Source organism: Actinosynnema sp. NPDC050801, from assembly GCF_040673975.1.
GTDB lineage: Bacteria > Actinomycetota > Actinomycetes > Mycobacteriales > Pseudonocardiaceae > Actinosynnema.
Map to the genome: position 1 here is coordinate 128,663 of NZ_JBFAQZ010000003.1, position 20,250 is coordinate 148,912.

A 20,250-nucleotide genomic window follows, 5' to 3' on the forward strand; every position below is an offset into this window, starting at 1 on the left:
GCTCGTGACCCGCCACGCCGCCCGTTCGGCTTCGGCAGCGGCGCTGGTGGCCCTCGCCTTCGTGGCGGGCTGCTCCGCCGCGCCCACCGGACCCACCACCACGCCCCCGCAGTCGTCCACGCGCACCGTTCCGCCGTCCCTGCCACCCGAGGTGGCGGCCATGTGGGCCGAGGAGGTCGACCGGGCCAAGCGGACCGTGCCGGCCGAGGACCTGTGCGAGCTGCTCACCGGCGCGGAGATCGGCGAGGCCCTGGGCGTGGAGGTGCTGGAGGGCACCGCGACCGGGCCGACGAAGTGCGCGTGGCCGATCAGCGGCGCCACCGACGAACAGGGCCGCCCGGCGGCCGGCGTGGTGCTCCACACGCCGAAGACGCCCGTGTGGCTGGGTGAACCGACCGCCGTGGACGGGCATCCCGCGCGGCGCAAGGGCGGTGGCGACGTCTGCGTGCTCAGGGTCCTGCTCCGGCCACCGGTCGAGGACGCGGACGACCTGCCGGTGCTGGAGCTGTCGGTGGTCGGCGGCGAGGAACCCTGCCCCGCGGCGGAGTCCCTGGCCGGGCTCGCGCTGCAACGGCTGCCCTCGGCCTGATCCGGTCGTGCGCGGCTAGGGCGACACCGCCCCGAGTCGCGCCACCTGCGCGGCACGGGCCGTGCCGATCGACGCGGCCAGGTCGCGGGTCTCCTGGTCCGCGCCGCTGTCCTGCTCGCCGCGGGACAGCAACGCGCCCTGCTCCAGGTGCTCGCGCAGCTTCGCGGGCAGGCCGGACGGGTCCAGGCGCAGGGCCGCGAGGTCCACCTCCGACACCAGGCCGGGCATCTGGTGGCCGGTGTGCGGGTTGTCGTCCGACAGCCCGGCGCGGTCGCGCAACAGCCTGAGCCGAGCCAACTCCTGCTCGTGCGAGGCCCTCAGCTCCGCCGCGAACGGCGCCAGCGGCGGCGGTGCGAGATCCAGGGCGGGCAGCAGCTGTTCGTTCATCGGGATCATCAACTGGATCCACGCGGTGTCGGTGGTGTTGAACGGCGACGCCGACGGCGGTTCGGGCGCCGGGGCCTGCGTGCACGCCGCCAGCGCGAGCAGGGTGGCGCCCCAGAGCACCCGGAGGCGCCCCGGGGTGGCCGGGAAGATCCTCACCGCGGCAACCGGTGGTCCGGCCCGAGGGCGGCGCCCCGGTGCGGCTTGTACTGGTCGTACCCGCGCGGGTCGCACTGGAGGCCTCCGTTGACGCAGTGGCTGACCAGCGCCTGCAACGTGGGGCCGTCCCACGCGTTCATGAAGTCGTAGTGCCAGGTGTACCCGCGCCCGCTGGACAGCCGCACCCGCGACATGTCGCCCGAGACCGGGAACGCGATCTTGAACTCCAGCGAGGGGAACCAGTAGGCCGACTTGTCGTCCGGGGTCCGGCAGTTGGTCTGCCCCGCCTTGAGGGAGGCGTCGGTGCTGCCCGCGTTGGTGGAGTTGTTGCCCAGGAACGTGTGCATGTGGGACGCGCCGGGCAACCCGGGGAACACGATCGGGTCGTCCGGCCGGTGCGTGGTGACCGAGCAGTTGGCCTGGAACTCGTGGTGCGTGACCAGCTCGTCGGCCTGGGCCGGTTGGGTGGCGACCGCCAGGACGGCCGCGAACAGGCCGGCCGCGGCGGTAGCGGCCAGTGCGCGGAGTTTTCGGGACACCTCTGTCCTCCTGCCGACGTGCGGAACGTGGCTGGGAGAGCGCTCTCCCGACTGAGGTTGCCCGCTCGCCCACCCAGGTGTCAAGGGGCACCTCGTTGACAGATCCACGAACGGTTCGCGACACTTCGGGCAGGGTTGAGAGAGCGCTCTCCCGCACCTCGACCCGACAATCCCCCTGGAGACGCCATGTACCGCCTCCGATCCGCCGGCACGGTGTCGGCCACCGTCCTGGGGTTCGCCCTGCTCATCGGACTCGCCGTGGTCCCGGGCACGGCGAGCGCCGCGCCCGTGCTGCTCTCGCAGGGCAAGCCCGCCACCGCCTCCTCGACCGAGGGGACGGGCACGCCCGCGTCGGCGGCCGTCGACGGCAACGCGGGCACCCGCTGGGCCAGCGCGTGGAGCGACCCGCAGTGGCTGCGGGTGGACCTCGGCGCCACCTCGACCCTCGACCGCGTCGAGCTCGACTGGGAGGCCGCGCACGCCACCTCGTTCCAGCTCCAGGTCTCCCCCGACGGCAACGCCTGGACCACCGTCCACACCACGACGTCCGGCACCGGTGGCAGGCAGGGCTTCGACGTCACTGGTGCCGGCCGGTACGTGCGCGTGCTCGGCACGCAGCGCGCCAACGGCTACGGCTACTCCTTGTGGGAGTTCCGCGTCTACGGCACCCAGGGCGACACTCCCACGCCCGGTACGGGCGTGCACGTCACCGGGTCCCAGGGCAACTGGCAGCTCGTGGTGGACGGTCGGCCGTGGACGGTGAAGGGCCTCACCTGGGGCCCGCCGGCGGCCGACGCGGCCCGGTACATGCCGGAGCTGAAGTCCATGGGCGTCAACACCTTGCGCACCTGGGGCACCGACGGCTCGACGCGACCGCTGCTGGACGCGGCGGCGGCCAACGGCCTCAGGGTGATGAACGGCTTCTGGTTGCAGCCCGGCGGCGGCCCCGGTTCCGGCGGCTGCGTCGACTACGTCACCGACACCACCTACAAGAACGACATGCTCAACACCATCCGGCAGTGGGTGACCACCTACAAGGACCACCCCGGCGTGCTCATGTGGAACGTGGGCAACGAGTCCATCCTGGGCTTGCAGAACTGCTACTCGGGCACGGTGCTGGAGAACCAGCGCGTCGCGTACGCCAAGTACGTCAACGAGGCCGCGCGCGCGATCCACGCCATCGACAGCAACCACCCGGTCACCAACACCGACGCGTGGACCGGCGCCTGGGTCTACCTCAAGGCCCACGCCCCCGACCTCGACCTCTACTCGGTCAACTCCTACGGCAACGTGTGCCAGGTCCGGCAGGACTGGGTCGACGGCGGCCACACCAAGCCGTACATCCTCACCGAGGCCGGTCCGGCCGGCGAGTGGGAGGTGCCCGACGACGTCAACGGCGTGCCGAGCGAGCCGACGGACGTGCAGAAGCGGGACGGCTACACGCGGGCGTGGAACTGCATCACCGGGCACACCGGCGTGTCGTTCGGCGGCACGCTGTTCCACTACGGCACCGAGTACGACTTCGGCGCGGTGTGGTTCAACCTGACCCCGGCGGGCAAGAAGCGGCTGTCGTTCTACGCGGTGCAGCGGGCGTTCGGCGGCGCGACACCGGCCAACACCCCGCCGGTGATCACCGGCATGACCCTGCCGACCAGCGTCCCGGCGGGCGCGCGGCTGGACGTCGACGTGGCCGCGAGCGACCCGGACGGCGACCCGATCACCTGGTCCGCGGCGTTCAACAGCAAGTACGTCGACAACAGCGGCGGTCTGGCGTTCACGCCCGTGCAGGTCGACGGCAACCGGCTGACCGTCACCGCACCCGACCGGCTCGGCGTGTGGAAGGTGTACGTGACGGCCGAGGACGGCCGCGGCAACATCGGCATCGAGACCAGGTCGGTGCGGGTGGTCGCGCCGCGACCCGCGGGCGTGAACGTGGCGCAGGACAGGCCGACCACGGCATCGTCCCACCAGCAGGTGGGTGACGGCGCGCCGTTCCCGCCGGCCAACGCCGTCGACGGCAACGCGGGCACCCGCTGGGCCACCGACTGGTCCGACCCGCAGTGGTTGCGGGTCGACCTCGGCGCGGTGACCACGTTCCAGCACGTGCAGCTGGTGTGGGAGGGCGCGTACGGCCGGGCGTACGAGATCCAGGTGTCCGACGACGGCACCGGTTGGCGCCCCGTGTACGGCACGACGAGCGGCAACGGGGGCGTCGACTCGATCGACGTCACGGCGACCGCCCGGTACGTGCGGCTGCACGCCACCCAGCGCGGCACCGGGTGGGGCTACTCGCTCTACGAACTCGGCGTCTACCGGCGCTGACGCGGCACGGTGAGGCGCCGGAGGGAACACGTCCCTCCGGCCCTTCGACCATCGCACCGCCGAGCGCGGCCACTGCGGCGGCGACGCGCGAGCGAGGGGCGTGCCCCGCGGCACGCCCCTCTTCCGCCCGGTCAGCTGCCGCGAACGCGGCGGATCGTGTCCCGGTACCACAACGCGCTGCTCTTCAGGGTGCGGACCTGCGTGTCGTAGTCGACGTGCACCAGGCCGAACCGCTTGTCGTAGCCGTAGGACCACTCGAAGTTGTCCATCAGGGACCACGCGAAGTACCCGCGCACGTCGGCGCCGGCCGTGCGGGCCTTGGCCACCGCCGCGATGTGCGAGTCCAGGTAGGCGGTGCGGTCGTCGTCGCGGACGAAGCCGCCCTCGTCGGCCTTGTCGTCGAACGCCGCGCCGTTCTCCGTGATGACCATCGGCACGCCCGGGTAGTCCTCGCCGATCTGCACCAGCAGGTTGGTGAAGCCCTCGGGCACGATCTCCCAGTCCATCGCGGTCACCGGGCGGCCGTAGCGGACCTCCCGGCACACCGGCACGCCGTCGGCGTCCTCGGTGTTGCCCGCCTCGTCCACACCGGAGAACTTGGAGCTGGAGTAGTAGTTCACGCCCAGCACGTCGATGGGCTGCTTGATGATCTCCAGGTCGCCCGGCTCCTCGGGGATCCCGACCCCGCGCGCGGCCAGGTCGGCCACCACGTCGGCCGGGTAGCGGCCGCGCACCAGCGGGTCCAGGTAGATCCGCCGGGACAGGCCGTCCGCGCGGCGGGCCGCGTCGTGGTCGGCCGGGCTGTCGGTGGCGGGGCTGGCGTGGCTCATGTTCAGCGTGATGCCGAACTCCATGGGCACGGTGGCCGCCTCGCGCATCCGCCGCGTGGCCAGGCCGTGGCCGAGCAGGAGGTGGTGCACGGAGTGGATGGCCGCCCCGAAGTCCTGCCTGCCGGGCGCCTGGCGGCCCTCGTAGTAGCCGAGCATCGCCGAGCACCACGGCTCGTTGAGCGTGGTCCAGTGGCGCACCCGGTCGGACAGGGCCTCGAACACGAGCATCGAGTAGTCGGCGAACCGGTAGGCGGTGTCGCGGACGGGCCAGCCGCCCGCGTCCTCCAGCTCCTGCGGCAGGTCCCAGTGGTAGAGCGTGACCCACGGGGTGATGCCCTGGCCGAGCAGCTCGTCCACCAGCCGGTCGTAGAACGCCATGCCGGGCGCGTTGACCGGGCCCTTGCCGCCCGGCTGCACGCGCGGCCAGGCGACGGAGAAGCGGTAGGTGTCCACGCCGAGGGAGCCGATCAGCGCGACGTCCTCGGGCATGCGGTGGTAGTGGTCGCACGCCACGTCACCGTTGTCGCCGTTGTGCACCATGCCGGGCGTCCGGCAGTACGTGTCCCAGATGGACGGTCCGCGACCGTCCTCGTCGTGGGCGCCCTCGATCTGGTACGCGGAGGTCGCCACGCCCCAGCGGAACGAGGCGGGCAGGGTGTCGATCGCGGGGTCGAGCCCGACGGTCGGCGCCGTGGTGTCGGTGTAACTCTCCACTTGGGGAAACTCCTCTGGAGGTCGGAACCCGTCGTCGTGAACGGGGTCAGAGCCCGTTGTCGTGAACGGGGTGCAGCCAGCAGGCCACGGTGCGGTCGGCCGGGCCCTCTTGTGCCGAGGGGGTTCCGAGCACCGGGACCTCCACACCGCAGCGCTCCATTGCGTGCGGACAGCGTGGGTGGAACGCGCAGCCCGCAGGCATCGCGCGCAGGTCCGGTGGTGAGCCGGGGATGCCGGTCAGCTCGCGCTTCGGTCCGCGCAGCGCGGGGAACGAGTTGAGCAGGCCGTGGCTGTAGGGGTGCAGCGGGTCGCGGTAGAGGTCGGCGGAGTCCGCCTGCTCCACGATCCGGCCGCCGTACATGATCGCGATCCGGTCGGAGAACTCGACCAGCAGGGACAGGTCGTGGGTGATGAACACGACCGAGAACCCGAGCCGTTCGCGCAGCTCCACGAGCTGGCGCAGGATCTGCCGCTGCACCACCACGTCCAGGGCGGTGGTCGGCTCGTCCATGATGACGACCTTCGGCTCCAGCGCCAGCGCCATGCCGATCATCACGCGTTGCCGCATCCCGCCGGAGAGCTGGTGCGGGTAGCTGTCCAGCCGGTCGGCGGAGATGCCGACCAGGTGCAGCAGCTCGCGGGCGCGGGCCAGCCGGGACGCGGGCGTGCTGCGCGGGTCGTGCGCCTTGATCACGTCGGTGAGCTGGGCGGAGATCCGGTGCACCGGGTTGAGCGAGTTCATCGCGCCCTGGAACACGATCGCGACCTCCGCCCAGCGGAACGACCGCAGCTCCTGGTGGTTCATCCGGAGCACGTCGACCGGGTCGCCGCCGTCGGGGTGGTAGAGCACCTCGCCGCCCGCGATCACGCCGGGCGGCGGGAGGAGCCTGGTCAGGCCGTAGGCCAGGGTCGACTTGCCGCTGCCGCTCTCGCCCGCGAGGCCGAGCACCTCGCCCCGGTAGAGGGTGAGGTCCACGTCGCGGACGGCGTGCACGGCCTCGTCACCGAGGCCGTAGTCCACGTTCAGGCCGCGGATCTCCAGCACCGCGTCGGTCACGGCCTCTCCCTTCCCTCGGACGGAGTCGTCGTGGCGAGCACCGGCGTGAAGCCGACGCGCATCCGGACCGTGTGGCCGTCGGCGGTCTTGACGTTGGTCTTGCCGCTGCCGCGCAGGCGCGGGCTGACGAACTCGTCGATGCCGAAGTTCACCAGCGACAGCGCGGTGCCCAGCAGCGCGATCGCCAGGCCGGCGGGCACGAACCACCACCACGCGCCCTGCCCGAGGGCTTGCTGGCTCTGCGCCCAGTACAGGACCGTGCCCCAGTTCCAGTCGCCGCCCGCGCCGATGCCGATGAACGCCAGCGTGATCTCCAGCGTCACCGCGAAGATGACCGTGCCGACGAAGCCGGAGGCGATGACCGCGGTGAGGTTGGGCATGATCTCGAACAGGATGATCCGCCACGTCTTCTCGCCGGTGGCCCGCGCGGCCTCCACGTAGTCGCGCCCGCGCAACGACAGCGTCTGCGCCCGCAGCACGCGTGCGCCCCAGGCCCACGAGGTCAGGCCGATGACCAGCGCGATGGTCATCGTCCCGGTCTCCGGCAGGGTCGACGTGATGATGATCATCAGCGGCAGCGCCGGGAGCACCAGGAACACGTTCGACAGCGCGGAGAGCATCTCGCTGCCCGCACCGGCCAGGTAGCCGGACGTGACGCCGACCAGGATCGACAGGACCGTCGCCACGAGGCCCGCGACGAACCCGACCACGATGACGCTGCGCGTGCCGACCACGATCTGGCTGAAGATGTCCTGACCGAGGTGGGTGGTGCCGAACCAGTGCGCGGCCGACGGTCCTTGGAGCAGGTCGTTGCCGCGCGCCGACGGGTCGTACGGCGCGATCCACGGCCCGATGACCGCGATCAGGGCGAAGAAGCCAAGGATGACCAGGCCGGTGGTGGCCTTGGGGTTGGCCACGAACCGCAGCCGGCGGCGCTTCACCGGCGCGGCGACCGGGGTGGCCGTCCCGGTGGTGGGAACCACGGTCACGGCTCAGCCCTCCCGTCGGGTGCGCGGGTCGAGCGCGAGGTAGGCCACGTCGGCGAGGAAGTTCGCCAGCAGCACGGACAACGTGATGATCAGGAAGATGCCCTGCATGAGCGGGTAGTCCTTGGCTCCGACGGCCTGGAACAGCTGCAGGCCCAGGCCCGGGTAGGAGAACACGATCTCGACCAGCAGCGTGCCGCCGACGATGAAGCCCAGCGACAGCGCGAACCCGGAGACGTTGGGCAGCAACGCGTTGCGCGCGGCGTAGGCCACCATCACGCGGCGGTCGGACAGGCCCTTGGCGTGCGCGACGGTCACGTAGTCCTCGGAGGCCACCGTGACCATCATGTTGCGCATGGACAGGATCCAGCCCGCCATGGACGAGATCAGGATGGTGAACGCGGGCAGGATGCCGTGCCGCAGCACGCTGCCGATGAACTGCAGGTCCGGGTTGGGCACCAGGCCGCCGTCGTAGGCGCCGGAGGCCGGGAAGAAGCTGTCCGGGCCGGTCAGCAGCGCGATCGCGATGAGGCCGAGCCAGAAGTACGGGATGGACGACACGAACGTGGTCACCGGGATCAGCGCGTCGGCCCACGAGCCGCGCCGCCAGCCGATGACCGTGCCCAGCGCCGTGCCGATCCCGAAGCCGAGCACGGTGGTGATGCCGACCAGGCCCAGCGTCCACGGCAGGCCGTCGCCGAGCACCTGCGACACCGGTGACGGGAAGTGCGTGAACGACAGGCCGAGGTCGCCGCGCAGCAGCTGACCGAGGTAGTCGACGTACTGCTCGACCAGGCTCGCGTCCTTGTCCAGCCCGAACAGCACGTACAGCGACTGCACGGCCTCGCTGGTCATCTGGCCGCGCGAGCGGGTGATCAGCGCCTGCACCGGGTCGCCGGGGATGACCCGCGGGATGAAGAAGTTGATGGTGATCGCGGCCCACGCGGTGAACAGGTAGAACGCGATCCGCTTGAGGAGGTAGCTCACGGCACCTCCCCTGGGCCGGCGCCGGTCGTCCCGGACCCGACCTCGACGACGCGCAGCTTGACCTTGTCGCCCTCGGACAGGTCGTCGCCGTAGAGCCAGCAGGCGGCGAAGTGCGCCTCGGTGCCGCGCGCGCCGTCGTCGCCGATGGCGAACCGCGGCGGCACCCGTTCCGCGCAGACCCGCATGGCGTGCGGGCAGCGCGGGTTGAACCGGCAGCCCTCGGGCGGCTTGATCAGGCTCGGCGGCTCCCCCGTGCCGCCGTCCTTCTCCTGCGCGGCGGGCCGGTCGGGGTCCGGGGCGGAGTCGATCAGCAGCTGCGTGTACGGGTGCGCGGGCCGTTGGGTCACGGTCTCGCTGTCGCCGCCCTCGACCACGCGCCCGGCGTACATCACGAACGTCTCGTCGGCGAAGTAGCGGGCCGACGCGATGTCGTGGGTGATGTAGAGGATCGCCAGGTGCAGGCGTTCCTTGAGGTCGCGCAGCAGGTTCAGCACGCCGAGCCGGATGGAGACGTCCAGCATCGACACCGGCTCGTCGGCCAGCAGCACCTCGGGGTCGGCGCCGAGGGCGCGCGCGATGGCGACGCGCTGGCGTTGACCTCCGGACAGCTCGTGCGGGAACTTGTCGACGTACCGCTCGGGCGGGGTGAGCTGCACGCGGGTCAGCAGGTCGGCCAGCGCCCGCTCCAACTCCTGCGGCGTCCGGCCCGCGTTGCCGTGGATCTTCAACGCGCGGGTCAGGTGGTAGCGCACGGTGTGCACGGGGTTCAGCGAGGCGAACGGGTCCTGGAAGATCATCTGGACGCGCTTGCTGTACGCCCGGAAGCGCTTGCCGCCCTTGACCTCGACGGCCTCGCCGTGCAGCCGGATCGCGCCGGCGGTGCGCGGGTAGAGCTGCGCCAGCAACCGGGCCACCGTCGACTTGCCCGAACCGGACTCGCCGACCAGGGCGGTGACCCGGCCGCGGTGCAGCCTGAGCGTCACGTCCTCGACCGCGCGCACCGAGCGCACGGTCCGGGACAGCAGCTCGCGCCCGCGTTTGCGGACCGGGAAGTGCTTGGTCAGGCCATCGGCCTCCAGGACCACCCCGGAAGAAGGGTTTGGAGTGGTCCCGGAGGCCGACGGTGCGGTGCTGGTCGTCATGCGGCCGGCTTCAGGTGCATGACGACGTCGAGCGCGTTCTCCAGCGTGGGCTGGGCGGGCGCGTACGGGTTGGCCTGGTCGGGCCAGCCCACCCAGTTCTTCGTGCTGTACTGGCCGCCCGCGTTGGCCGCGGAGGTGATGGCGACCGGCATGTCCCGCACGTGGATCTGCTGGAGCTTGTGCAGGGCCGCGTTGCGGGCGGTGTCGTCGGCGGCGTTGGCGTACTCGTTGAGCAGCGCGGTCGCCTCGGGGTTCTCGTAACGGCCGTAGTTGCCGTTGATGCCGCCCTCGCCGATCGGCTTGTACAGCGCGCCGTTCATGATGTTCTCGTAGATGTCGTACGGCGTCGGACCGTTGTTGGTCCAGTGCAGCGCGGCCTGGAAGTCACCGGTGTCGAGCGCCTTGCTCCACGCGTCGGCGTTCGGCAGGTCGACCGTGGCCTCGATGCCGATCTTGGACACGTTGTCCTTGATGATCTCCAGGTTCGTCACGTAGTCCGACCAGCCGGACGGCACGGTCATCTTCAGCGTGACGGGCTGGCCCGACGGGTCCTTGAGCTTGTCGCCGTCGAAGGTGAAGCCGGCGGCGGTCAGCTCCTTCTTGGCGTCCTCGACGTCGACGTTCACGATCTTGCTCTTGAACTCGGGCGCGATGTAGGAGTCACCGGCGGGCGTCGGGATGCCGGTGATGTTGTCGACCTTCGGGTAGAAGTACCCGGCCTCGCCCTGCACGAAGATGTCGTCGCGGTTGATCACCATGTTGACCGCGCGGCGCAGGGCCGGGTTGTCCCACGGCTTGACCTTGGTGTTGAACCACAGGCCGTGGATACCGAGCACCGGCGGGAAGTAGAGCTTGTAGTGCTCGGGGTCCTTGGAGGTGTAGACGGCCTCGTAGTTCGGGATGAACACGAAGCTCCACTCGGCCGCGCCGGTCGCCAGGGCGGTGGTCTGCGCGTTGTTGTCGCTGTAGGAGGTGTAGCGGACCTCCTTGACCTTCGGCAGCTCCTGCCAGTACGAGTCGCGCACGGTCAGCGTGACGGTCTGCGACGTGAACGTCTTGAGCGTGTACGGGCCGCTGCCGACGGGGGTCTTGACCGCGTCCGTGCTCGGGTTGGCGATCGTCGACCAGATGTGCTTGGGCACGATCAGCTGTTCGAGGATCTTCTTCTGGTTGACGAACTGCGACCTCGGGAAGGCGACGTCGACCTTGTTGCCGGACGTGGAGACCACGTCGTAGGGGACGGAGTCGACGTTCAGGCCGGGGTTCTTCTTGAGCAGCTCGAAGGTGAACGCCACGTCCTCGGCGGTGAGCGGCTTGCCGTCCGACCACGTCGCGCCGTCGCGGATGGTCAGGCTCAGCTTGCCGTAGTTGTCCGACCACTCCCACTCGGTGGCCAGCCACGGCTTGGGCTTCTCCGTGGGGTTGGTCTCGTTGACCATCGCCAGCGGCTCGAAGATCAGCCGGCGGTAGCCGAGCGAGCTGGCCGCCGACGTGTTGAGGAACGGGTTGTTGTTCTCGGTCTGCGGGCCGTTCGGCATGCCCACGTTCAGCACGCCTTCGTTCGTGCTGTTCGCACCGGGGTTCGTGGTGGAACAGGCGGCCGAGAACAGCAGTGCTGCCGCGACGGCGAGGGCGGACGTTCGCCTGAGTCGCATGGGTTCTCCTTGTCGGGCGGGGGAAGGGCGAGCGCTCGTGAGTGCGGGCCGCGGGTGCCATCGCGGCTGGGACGCCGTCGGCGTCCTCGTGTCGTTGCAGACTCAACCCCGGTGAGCCAAGTCACGTCAATCACGAACAGGTTACAAACTTAGACTAATTTTAAGTCGCAAACTAAGGTCCGGGACGTGGCACCGAAGCGCACCACCGTCCGCGACCTGCGTCGGCAGAACCGGTCGACGCTGCTGTCGACGCTGTTCTTCGACGGGCCTTTGAGCAGGTACGAGCTGTCGCGGCTGTCCGGGCTGTCGGCCGCGACGGTGTCGAACGTGACCGCGGAGCTGGTCGACGACGGGCTCGTGGTGGAGGCGGGTTCAGTCGACTCGGACGGCGGCAGGCCACGGGTGCTGCTGCGCGTCAACCCGGCGTTCGGGCACGTGGTCGGGGTGGACGTGGGCGAGACCGGGATCAAGGTCGAGCTGTTCGACCTGTCGCTGACGCAGCTGGCCGCTCTCGACCACGCCTTGTCGCCGTCGTCGCCGGCCGCGGTCGCGTCGTTGATCGCGTCGTCGGTCCGGGACGTGGTCGCCTCGGCGGGAGTCCCGGCATCGACCGTGCTCGGCGTCGGGATCGGCGTTCCCGGGACGGTCGAGCAGGGGACGACGGCGGTCGTGCACGCGCCCACCATCGGGTGGGACGGCGTGCGGCTGGAGGAGCTGGTGGCCTCGGCGTCGGAGTCCGCGTGGCCGTTGTACGTGGAGAACGGGGCGAAGACGCAGGGCCAGGCGGAGATGTGGTTCGGCGCCGGTCGTGGGGCTCGGCACGTGGTGATAGCCCTCATCGGGTCGGGGGTCGGTGCGGCGGTCGTGACCGACGGCGGTGTGTACCGGGGCGCCACCAGTTCGGCCGGCGAGTGGGGGCACACGACGATCGTGTACGGCGGTCGGCCGTGCCGGTGCGGTGCTTCGGGGTGCTTGGAGGCCTACGTGGGCGCCGAGGGCATCCTCGACCGGTACCGCAAGGCGCGGGGGCGTGAGCTGCCCGGGGGCGACGAGCAGTCGGCCGTGGCCGCGTTGATCGACGCCGCGTCCCGGTCGAAGACGGCGGCCCGCGTCCTCGACGAAACCGCCGGTTACCTGGGGGCGGGCATCGCGAACCTGGTGAACCTGTTCAACCCGGAGCGGATCGTGCTCGGCGGGTGGGCCGGGTTGGCCCTCGGCTCGCACCAGCTGGACCGGATCGTGGCGGCGACGCGTGCGCACGCGTTGCGGCACCCGTACGAGCAGATCTCGATCGAGCTGGGCCGGCTGGGTCCGGACGCGGTCGCCGTCGGTGCCGCCACCCTGCCCGTCGCGGCTCTGCTGGACCGTGCCGCCGACCCGCGCAAACCGGCCTCCCGCGCCGACATCGCCTGACCTGAACGTTGAACTCGGGGTACCTGAACGTAGGACACACCCGTTCCGAACGTAGGACACGCGCGCGAGTCCTACGTTCACGTCGCGCGTGTCCTACCTTCAGGTCGCGCGAGTCCTACCTTCAGGTCGGGCGAGTCGAACGTTCAGGTACCCCGAGTTCTGCGTTCAGGTGCGCCGAGTTCTGCGTTCAGGGTGGTTGACACGGTGGGTGGTGGGGGCCGAAGGTGGGCGGGAGAGCGCTCTCCGAGGTGAGGGGTCGGTGTGGACGAGCCGGGGTTGGGGTTGCTGGTCGGCAAGTTGGACGTGGCGCGCAAGGTTCGGCTGCTGACCGGGGCCTCGGTCTGGCGGACGCACGACGAGCCGGACATCGGGCTGCGGTCGATCGTGGTGTCGGACGGGCCGATCGGGGTGCGCGGCCAGGGGTGGGACGAGCGCAGCACGTCGCTGGCCCTGCCCTCCCCCACCGCGCTGGCCGCCACCTGGGACGTCGGGCTGGTCCGCCGGCTCGGCGTGCTGCTGGCGGCGGAGGCGCGCCGCAAGGGCGTGGACGTGCTGCTGGCGCCCACGCTCAACCTCCACCGGTCGCCGTTCGCCGGCCGACACTTCGAGTGCTACGCCGAAGACCCCCTGCTCACCGCTCGCATCGGCGCCGCCTACATCACCGGCGTGCAGAGCGGCGGGGTGGCGGCCACCGCCAAGCACTACGTGGCCAACGACTCCGAGACCGAACGCATGACGCTGGACGCCGACGTGGACGACCGCACCCTGCACGAGGTCTACCTGGTCCCGTTCGAGGCCGCCGTCGAGGCGGGCGTGTGGGTGGTGATGTCGGCCTACAACGGCGTCAACGGCACCACCATGTCGGAGAGCCCGCTGCTGGACGAGCCGCTGAAGGGTTCCTGGGGCTTCGACGGGCTGGTCGTCTCCGACTGGGGCGCGACCCGGTCCACCGCGCCGTCCGCCAACGCCGCCCAGGACCTTGCCATGCCCGGCCCGGAGAGTCCTTGGAACGACCTGGTCGCCGCCGTCGAGAACGGCGAAGTGCCGGAGAGCGCGTTGGACCTGAAGGTCGCGCGGCTGCTCCGGCTGGCTGCCAGGGTCGGCGCGCTCGACGGCACGACCGCACGGGAACCGCGGGTCGAATCGCCACTGGAGCTGCTGCGCGAAGCCGTCGCGGCGAGCACCGTGCTGCTGCGCAACGACGGCACCCTCCCCCTGTCCCCCGGTGCGAAGGTCGCCGTCCTCGGCCCCAACGCCGCCACCGCCCGCATCCAGGGCGGTGGCAGCGCGGGCGTCTACCCCGGATCGGTCGTGTCCTTCGTGGACGGTCTGGCCGAGGTGGCCGAGGTCGTGCACACGGCCGGCGTCCGACCGCGGCACCGACCGGCGCCGCTGACCACCGCCAACGCCCGCCACCCGCACGACGGCGAGCCCGGCGTGCTGGTCCGGCTGCTCGACGCCGACGGCGCGGAGCTGACCGCCGAGCACCGGTTCCTCGGCCGCATCCTTGAAGTGCCGCTGGTCGACGGCGCACGCACGGTGGAGATCCGCGGCAAGCTCACGGTGGACGTCACCGGCGACTGGACGATCTCGGTCGCCGGTTTCGGCCGCCTCACCCTCGACGTGGACGGCGAGCGGCTGGTGGACGAAGACGTCCCGCTCGACACCGACGACCCGGCCGTCATCCACCTCACCCCGCCGTCCCGGCAGGCCACCGCGCACCTCGACCAGGGCACGACCGTCGACCTCGTGGCACGCCGTGAGCTGCGCGAACACACCGGCACGGCGACCGTCCTCGCGGCCGACCCACCCCGACTGAGCGAGGCCGACGAGCTGGCGGCGGCCGTGGAGCTGGCCCGCACGAGCGACGTCGCCGTGGTCGTGGTCGGCACCACGGACGAGATCGAGAGCGAGGGCTTCGACCGGACGTCGCTGGCCCTGCCCGGACGCCAGGACGAGCTGGTCCGCGCGGTGCGCGCGGTGAACGACCGGACGGTGGTCGTGGTCAACTCCGGCGGCCCGGTCGAACTGCCCTGGCGCGACGAGGTGGCCGCGGTGCTGCTGACCTGGTTCCCCGGCCAGGAGGCCGGCCACGGGCTGGCCGACGTGCTGTTCGGCGTCCGCGAGCCCGGCGGCCGGTTGCCCACGACGTGGGCCGCCACCGCGCGCGACCTGCCCGTGTCGAACGTGGCACCGGAGGACGGCGTGCTGCGCTACGACGAAGGCCTGCACATCGGCTACCGCGCCTGGCACCGGTCCGACGCGCGACCGGCCTACTGGTTCGGCCACGGCCTCGGCTACACGACCTGGGCGTACGGGGAGGTCACCGCCACCGCGTCCGGTGTCCGGGTGCGCGTGCGCAACACCGGCGACCGCGCCGGGCGCGAGGTCGTGCAGGTCTACCTGGCGCGGCCGGACAGCGCGGTCGAACGGCCGGAGCGGTGGTTGGCCGGCTGGGCTGTGATCACCGCCGGCGCGGGCGAGGCGGTCGAGGTCGACGTCGAGGTGACCGAGCGCGCGTACCGGCACTGGACCGCGGCCGGGTGGACGACCGAGCCCGGCGAGTTCACGCTGCTGGTCGGCCCGTCGGCGGGCACCACCCCGCTCACCACCCGCGTCGCCCGCGGCTAGGCCCGGTCCCGCGTGCGCACCGCCGGTTGCCGAGGGGTCGGCCGGGTGGGCGGCGAAGGGGGAAGCGAGGCAGGGAGAGCGCTCTCCGCGCGTGGCAGAATAGGCCGCATGAGCAGACCGCCGACGACTCCGCCGACGTTGGAGGACGTGGCGCGGGTCGCCGGCGTGTCCCGCGCGACCGTCTCCCGGGTCATCAACGGCACCCGCAACGTCGACCGCAAGATCCAGGAGATCGTCCGCGCGGCCATCGACAAGACCGGGTACGCGCCCAACCGCGCGGCCCGGTCGCTGGTGACCAAGCGGTCCGGCACGATCGCGCTGGTGGTGTCGGGCGCGGGCGACCCCGGCGAGGAGGACGCGTTCGCCACGCGGGTGTTCTCCGACCCGTTCTTCGGCCGGGTGGCCAGCGGTGTGCTGGGTTTCCTGCGCACGCGCGGCGTGCACCCGGTGCTCATGGTCGCCGACACCGAGCGGGCCAGGGAGGACGTGCTGGCGTTCCTGCGGCAGGGCAGCGCGGACGGCGCGCTGCTCGTCTCGACCCACGCCGAGGACCCGTTGCCCGCCAGGCTGGTCGAGGCCGAGCTGCCCGCCGTGCTGTTCGCGCGGCCCGCCCTCCCGGTGCCGATCAGCTACGTCGACCTCGACCACCGGGCGGGGGCGAAGCTCGCCGCCGACCACCTGGTGCGGCGCGGGTGCGGCCGGGTGGCGGCGATCACCGGGCCGCTGGACGTGCCCGCGTCGCAGGACCGGCTGACCGGGTTCCGCGACGCCGTGGCACGGCACGGGATCCCGTACGTCCCCATCGCCGAGGGCGGGTTCACCGCCGCCAGCGGCGAGGTGGCCATGGAACGGCTGCTGGCCGAGCACCCCGGGATCGACGGCGTGTTCGCGGCGAACGACCTGATGGCGCAGGGCGCGTTGGCGGTGCTGCACAAGCACGGTCGGCGCGTGCCGGACGATGTGGCGCTGATCGGCTTCGACGACAGCAGTCCCGCCCTGGTCTGCCGGCCGCGGTTGACCACCGTGCGCCAACCGGTCGAGGACATGGCGGCCGGGATGGCCCGGTTGCTGCTCGACCACGTCGAAGAACCGGGACTGCGCCCGGAATCGGTCATCTTCGAGCCCGCGCTCGTCGTGCGCGAGTCCGCCTGAACCGTCGTTGACGTCTTCGCAACATCGGCGTTACGCTCCGAGAGAGCGCTCTCTCAGCGCCTCCGGTGCCACGGAGGCACAGCTCCGGGCCATCTCGCGCCCCTTACCTCGTCAGGTAGGACCATGAGCTCTCCCCGTTCCCTGTCACGGGTCCTGACCGCCGCGCTGGCACTCGGCCTCGCCGCGGTGCTCAGCCCCGTGATCACCCAGTCCGCACAGGCCGCCGAGTGCGGCACGACCAACGCCGCGCTGAACCGGCCTGCGACCGCGTCGTCCGTCGAGAACGGCGGCACCCCTGCCGCCGCCGCCGTCGACGGCAACACCGGCACCCGCTGGTCCAGCGCGTTCGCCGACCCGCAGTGGATCCAGGTCGACCTCGGCTCCACGCAGCAGGTGTGCCGCGTGACGCTCACCTGGGAGGCCGCCTACGGCCGGGCGTTCCAGGTGCAGCTGTCGGACAACGCGTCCACTTGGAACACCGCCTACTCCACCACCACCGGCACGGGCGGTGTGCAGACCCTGACCGTGACCGGCAGCGGCCGTTACCTGAGGGTGCACGGCACGGCGCGCGCCACCGGCTACGGCTACTCGCTGTGGGAGCTGGCGGTCAACACCGAGACCACCGGGGGCATCGTCATCCCGCCGACCGACCCGCGCAACCCGGACTTCGGCCCGAACGTGCTCGTCTACGGCCCCGGTTACGACCGCGCCGCGATGCAGTCCCGGTTGGACCAGATCGCCACCCAGATGAAGACCAACCAGTTCGGCTCGGAGCGGTACGCCGTGCTGTACAAGCCGGGCGTGTACGACGCGGACGTCAACCTCCGCTTCTACACCCAGGTCGCGGGCCTCGGCCTGCGGCCGGACGACGTGCGGCTCAACGGCCACGTGCGCGTCGAGGCCGACTGGTTGCAGCAGGGCGACAACCCGAACAACCTGGGCAACGCGACCCAGAACTTCTGGCGCCAGGCGGAGAACCTGCACGTCAACCTGCCCGCCGGGCAGATCGAGCGGTGGGCCGTCTCCCAGGCCGCGTCCTACCGGCGGATGCACCTCAGCGGCCAGGTCCAGCTGTGGAACGGCGGCGACGGCTGGGCGTCCGGCGGCCTGATCGTGGACAGCAAGATCGACGGCGTCACGGTGTCCGGTTCGCAGCAGCAGTTCCTGACCCGCAACAGCAACCTCGCGGGCGGCTGGAACGGTTCGGTGTGGAACATGGTGTTCGTCGGCACGCAGGGCGCGCCCGCGCAGCACTTCCCGAACCCCTCGCACACCACGGTCGACACCACGCCGGTCGTGCGCGAGAAGCCGTTCCTGCACTTCGAGAACGGCGAGTACAAGGTGTTCGTCCCCACGCTGCGGCACAACTCCCGCGGCACGAGCTGGGAGTCCGGCGCGCCCGCCGGCCAGTCGATCTCGCTCGCGGACTTCTTCATCGTCAAGCCCGGCACCCCCGTGGCGACGACCAACGCGGCGCTGGCGCAGGGCAAGCACCTGCTGCTGACCCCCGGTGTGCACCGCCTCAACGACACGATCAACGTGACCCGGCCGAACACCGTGGTGCTGGGCCTGGGTCTGGCGACGTTGTCGCCGGACACCGGCAAGGCCGCGCTGGCCGTGTCCGATGTGGACGGTGTCAAGCTGGCCGGCTTCCTGGTGGACGCCGGTGTGCAGAACTCCCCCGTGCTGCTCCAGCTCGGCCCGACGAACTCGTCGGCCTCGCACGCCACCAACCCGACCTCGATGCACGACGTGTACCTGCGCGTCGGCGGTCCCCAGGCGGGCAAGGCGACGGTCTCGCTGGAGATCAACAGCGACAACGTGATCGTCGACCACACGTGGGTGTGGCGCGCCGACCACGGCACGGGCCCCACCGGCTGGACCGCCAACACCGGCCGCAACGGCGTCGTCGTCAACGGTGACAACGTGACCGCGTACGGGTTGTTCGTCGAGCACTACCAGCAGTACAACACGGTGTGGAACGGCAACGGCGGTCGCACGTACTTCTACCAGAACGAGCTGCCGTACGACCCGCCGAACCAGGCCGCCTGGATGAACGGCTCCCAGCTGGGCTGGGCCGGGTACAAGGTGGCCGACCACGTCACCACGCACGAGGGTTGGGGCATGGGCGTGTACGCCTTCAACCAGGCCGACCCGAGCGTGCGGACGGCGAACGGCTTCGAGGTGCCCAACCGGCCGGGTGTCCGGCTGCACGACCTGGTGACCGTGTCGCTCGGCGGCGTCGGCACGATCGACAACGTCGTGAACGGCATCGGCGGCGCCGCGAACACGGCCACCCAGCAGCGGTACGTCGTCAACTACCCGTGACGACCGCCGCTTGACCGCGTGGTCGACGAACCGCCCCGCCGGGTCCCGGCGGGGCGGTTCACGTCATCCGGCGGGCATCACGCAGAACGGGTGGCCCTCGGGGTCGGTGAGGACGGTCCACTTCTCCGCGCCGGGCTGGAAGTCCGGCTTGCGCGCGCCGAGTTCGAGCAGCGCCGCGACGGTCGTGCCCACGTCGTCCACGGCGAAGTCGAGGTGGGCGTGCTTGCGGTCGTCGGGCCAGCTCGGGCCCTGGTAGCCGGCGACGCGCTGGAACCCCAGCTGCACCGTGCCGCCGTTGCCGAGGTACACGAAGTCGTCGTCGGCGTAGGTCGAGCGCCAGCCGGTCGCGGCGGCGTAGAACTCCGCGAGCTCCGCCGGGTCGGCGCTGTCGAGCAGGATCGTGGCCAAGCGCATGATCGTTCCTTCCGGGTTCGGTGCGGACAGCTTCTCCGGCCGGCCGGGCGGCGGTATTGAACTTTTTTGTCGGACCCCCGGCGTAGGTTCCGGGGCGTGCTCACCCAGACCCCGCTCGTGGCGTCGGCCGATTTCGCGGTCGACCAGGTGACCTGCACGGGTGCGCACGCCCGGTGGTCGGAGGCCGAGCTCGGGTCCGGGCACCTGGTCGTGCTGGTGCGGCGCGGCCGGTTCCGGCGGCGGGCGCGGGACGGGGTGTTCGACGCCGGGCCGGGCACGGCGTACCTGCACGCGCCGGACGAGCCGGTGCGGTTCGCGCACCCGGCCGGCGGTGACGTGTGCACGGCGGTGTGGGTGCGGCCGGCGCTGTGGCGGTCCGTGGCGGGTGAGGACCGGCCGGCGCGGACCGCGTTCTACGTCGACGCGGCGGTGGAGCTGGCGCACCGCCGGCTCGTGGCGGGCCGTGACGTGGAGTTCGGCGTGGCCGAGGACCTGGTCCGGCTGGTGGGTGCGGCGGTGGGCCGCGTCTCGGACCGCCCGCTGCCCGGTGTGGCGGACCGCGCGGTGGTGGCCGCGGCGCGCGAGGCGGTGCTGGCGGACGCGCCCGAGTCGGCCGGGCTGGTGCCGCTCGCGGAGTCGCTCGGCGTGTCGCCGTACCGGCTGAGCCGGGCGTTCAGCCGCGAGGTCGGCGTGTCGCTGACGAGGTTCCGCAACCGGGTGCGGGTGGGGCGGGCGGTCGAACGGCTGGAGGCGGGCGAGGTCGACCTGGCGGGTCTGGCGGTGGACCTGGGTTTCGCCGACCAGGCCCACATGACCCGCACCGTCCGCGAGCACCTGGGCAACACGCCCACCGCGCTGCGCCGGCTGCTGTCCGGCTGAGCCGCTCGCCCTGGGTCTGCTCGCCCTGGGTCTGTTCGGCCTGGGGTCGGCCCGGATCCGGTCGGGCGG

The 20,250-nt window shown here is 71.6% G+C and carries 16 protein-coding genes; 7 read left to right on the forward strand and 9 right to left on the reverse strand.

The genetic code is table 11. The annotated features are described in order from the left end of the window. Positions 1-4: 4 nt before the first annotated feature. On the forward strand, positions 5-589 hold the full coding sequence (locus AB0K14_RS08640; protein WP_360450982.1) for a hypothetical protein: 585 nt from the start codon (positions 5-7) through the stop codon (positions 587-589). A gap of 15 nt (positions 590-604) precedes the next feature. Here the strand turns inward: AB0K14_RS08640 and AB0K14_RS08645 are convergent, their stop codons facing one another. Beyond that, positions 605-1,132, reverse strand: coding sequence for a DUF305 domain-containing protein (locus AB0K14_RS08645; protein ID WP_360450985.1), 528 nt, complete (start codon positions 1,130-1,132; stop codon positions 605-607). After that, positions 1,129-1,671 carry a DUF1996 domain-containing protein gene (locus AB0K14_RS08650; RefSeq protein ID WP_360450987.1) on the reverse strand — a complete coding sequence of 181 codons (543 nt, stop codon included), beginning with the start codon at positions 1,669-1,671 and terminating at the stop codon, positions 1,129-1,131. The genes AB0K14_RS08645 and AB0K14_RS08650 overlap by 4 nt, the downstream gene beginning before the upstream one ends. 186 nt (positions 1,672-1,857) lie before the next feature. On the opposite strand from AB0K14_RS08650, the gene AB0K14_RS08655 reads away from it, so the two are divergent. Continuing rightward, entirely contained in the window at positions 1,858-3,993 is a 2,136-nt protein-coding gene (locus AB0K14_RS08655) for a discoidin domain-containing protein (protein WP_360450989.1), read from the forward strand. A gap of 131 nt (positions 3,994-4,124) precedes the next feature. On the opposite strand, the gene AB0K14_RS08660 is transcribed toward AB0K14_RS08655, so the two are convergent. Genes AB0K14_RS08660 through AB0K14_RS08685 form a run of 6 tightly spaced genes read right to left on the reverse strand, consistent with a single transcriptional unit; the run spans position 4,125 to position 11,364 of the window. Next, positions 4,125-5,537: a GH1 family beta-glucosidase gene (locus AB0K14_RS08660; RefSeq protein ID WP_360450992.1), complete on the reverse strand. Its 1,413-nt coding sequence runs from the start codon at positions 5,535-5,537 to the stop codon at positions 4,125-4,127. 46 nt (positions 5,538-5,583) lie between these two features. After that, the gene (locus AB0K14_RS08665) at positions 5,584-6,594 is read right to left on the reverse strand and encodes an ABC transporter ATP-binding protein (protein ID WP_360450995.1); all 1,011 of its coding nucleotides are present in this window, start codon (positions 6,592-6,594) and stop codon (positions 5,584-5,586) included. Next, positions 6,591-7,583 carry an ABC transporter permease gene (locus AB0K14_RS08670; RefSeq protein WP_360450998.1) on the reverse strand — a complete coding sequence of 331 codons (993 nt, stop codon included), beginning with the start codon at positions 7,581-7,583 and terminating at the stop codon, positions 6,591-6,593. Before AB0K14_RS08670 ends, AB0K14_RS08665 begins: the two co-directional genes overlap by 4 nt. 3 nt (positions 7,584-7,586) lie before the next feature. Beyond that, a complete protein-coding gene (locus AB0K14_RS08675) occupies positions 7,587-8,567 on the reverse strand; it encodes an ABC transporter permease (RefSeq protein ID WP_360451000.1) in 981 nt (326 codons plus the stop codon). Continuing rightward, positions 8,564-9,652: an ABC transporter ATP-binding protein gene (locus AB0K14_RS08680; RefSeq protein ID WP_360451003.1), complete on the reverse strand. Its 1,089-nt coding sequence runs from the start codon at positions 9,650-9,652 to the stop codon at positions 8,564-8,566. The genes AB0K14_RS08675 and AB0K14_RS08680 overlap by 4 nt, the downstream gene beginning before the upstream one ends. Before the next feature lie 53 nt (positions 9,653-9,705). Next, positions 9,706-11,364: an ABC transporter substrate-binding protein gene (locus AB0K14_RS08685; RefSeq protein WP_360451006.1), complete on the reverse strand. Its 1,659-nt coding sequence runs from the start codon at positions 11,362-11,364 to the stop codon at positions 9,706-9,708. Positions 11,365-11,550: 186 nt separating this feature from the next. On the opposite strand from AB0K14_RS08685, the gene AB0K14_RS08690 reads away from it, so the two are divergent. From AB0K14_RS08690 to AB0K14_RS08705, 4 genes are all read left to right on the forward strand, one after another. Beyond that, positions 11,551-12,777 (forward strand): ROK family transcriptional regulator, encoded by a 1,227-nt coding sequence (locus AB0K14_RS08690; protein ID WP_360451008.1) that lies wholly within the window; start codon positions 11,551-11,553, stop codon positions 12,775-12,777. Positions 12,778-13,038: 261 nt separating this feature from the next. Then, complete coding sequence (locus tag AB0K14_RS08695; RefSeq protein ID WP_360451010.1) at positions 13,039-15,408, forward strand: glycoside hydrolase family 3 C-terminal domain-containing protein; 2,370 nt, start codon at positions 13,039-13,041, stop codon at positions 15,406-15,408. Positions 15,409-15,516: 108 nt separating this feature from the next. Then, positions 15,517-16,560 (forward strand): LacI family DNA-binding transcriptional regulator, encoded by a 1,044-nt coding sequence (locus AB0K14_RS08700; RefSeq protein WP_360451013.1) that lies wholly within the window; start codon positions 15,517-15,519, stop codon positions 16,558-16,560. A gap of 123 nt (positions 16,561-16,683) precedes the next feature. After that, complete coding sequence (locus tag AB0K14_RS08705; protein ID WP_360451016.1) at positions 16,684-18,888, forward strand: discoidin domain-containing protein; 2,205 nt, start codon at positions 16,684-16,686, stop codon at positions 18,886-18,888. Positions 18,889-18,951: 63 nt separating this feature from the next. Here the strand turns inward: AB0K14_RS08705 and AB0K14_RS08710 are convergent, their stop codons facing one another. Then, positions 18,952-19,302 carry a VOC family protein gene (locus AB0K14_RS08710; protein ID WP_360451019.1) on the reverse strand — a complete coding sequence of 117 codons (351 nt, stop codon included), beginning with the start codon at positions 19,300-19,302 and terminating at the stop codon, positions 18,952-18,954. 96 nt (positions 19,303-19,398) lie between these two features. Between AB0K14_RS08710 and AB0K14_RS08715 the strand changes: the two genes are divergently transcribed. Further along, positions 19,399-20,181, forward strand: coding sequence for a helix-turn-helix domain-containing protein (locus AB0K14_RS08715; protein WP_360451022.1), 783 nt, complete (start codon positions 19,399-19,401; stop codon positions 20,179-20,181). Positions 20,182-20,250: the final 69 nt, after the last annotated feature.

Bases quoted from the DNA above. Each gene is read 5' to 3' on its own strand.
- AB0K14_RS08655 (WP_360450989.1), top strand. From the start codon at position 1,858: ATGTACCGCCTCCGATCCGCCGGCACGGTGTCGGCCACCGTCCTGGGG.
- AB0K14_RS08685 (WP_360451006.1), bottom strand. From the start codon at position 11,364: ATGCGACTCAGGCGAACGTCCGCCCTCGCCGTCGCGGCAGCACTGCTG.
- AB0K14_RS08700 (WP_360451013.1), top strand. From the start codon at position 15,517: ATGAGCAGACCGCCGACGACTCCGCCGACGTTGGAGGACGTGGCGCGG.
- AB0K14_RS08705 (WP_360451016.1), top strand. From the start codon at position 16,684: ATGAGCTCTCCCCGTTCCCTGTCACGGGTCCTGACCGCCGCGCTGGCA.
- AB0K14_RS08710 (WP_360451019.1), bottom strand. From the start codon at position 19,302: ATGCGCTTGGCCACGATCCTGCTCGACAGCGCCGACCCGGCGGAGCTC.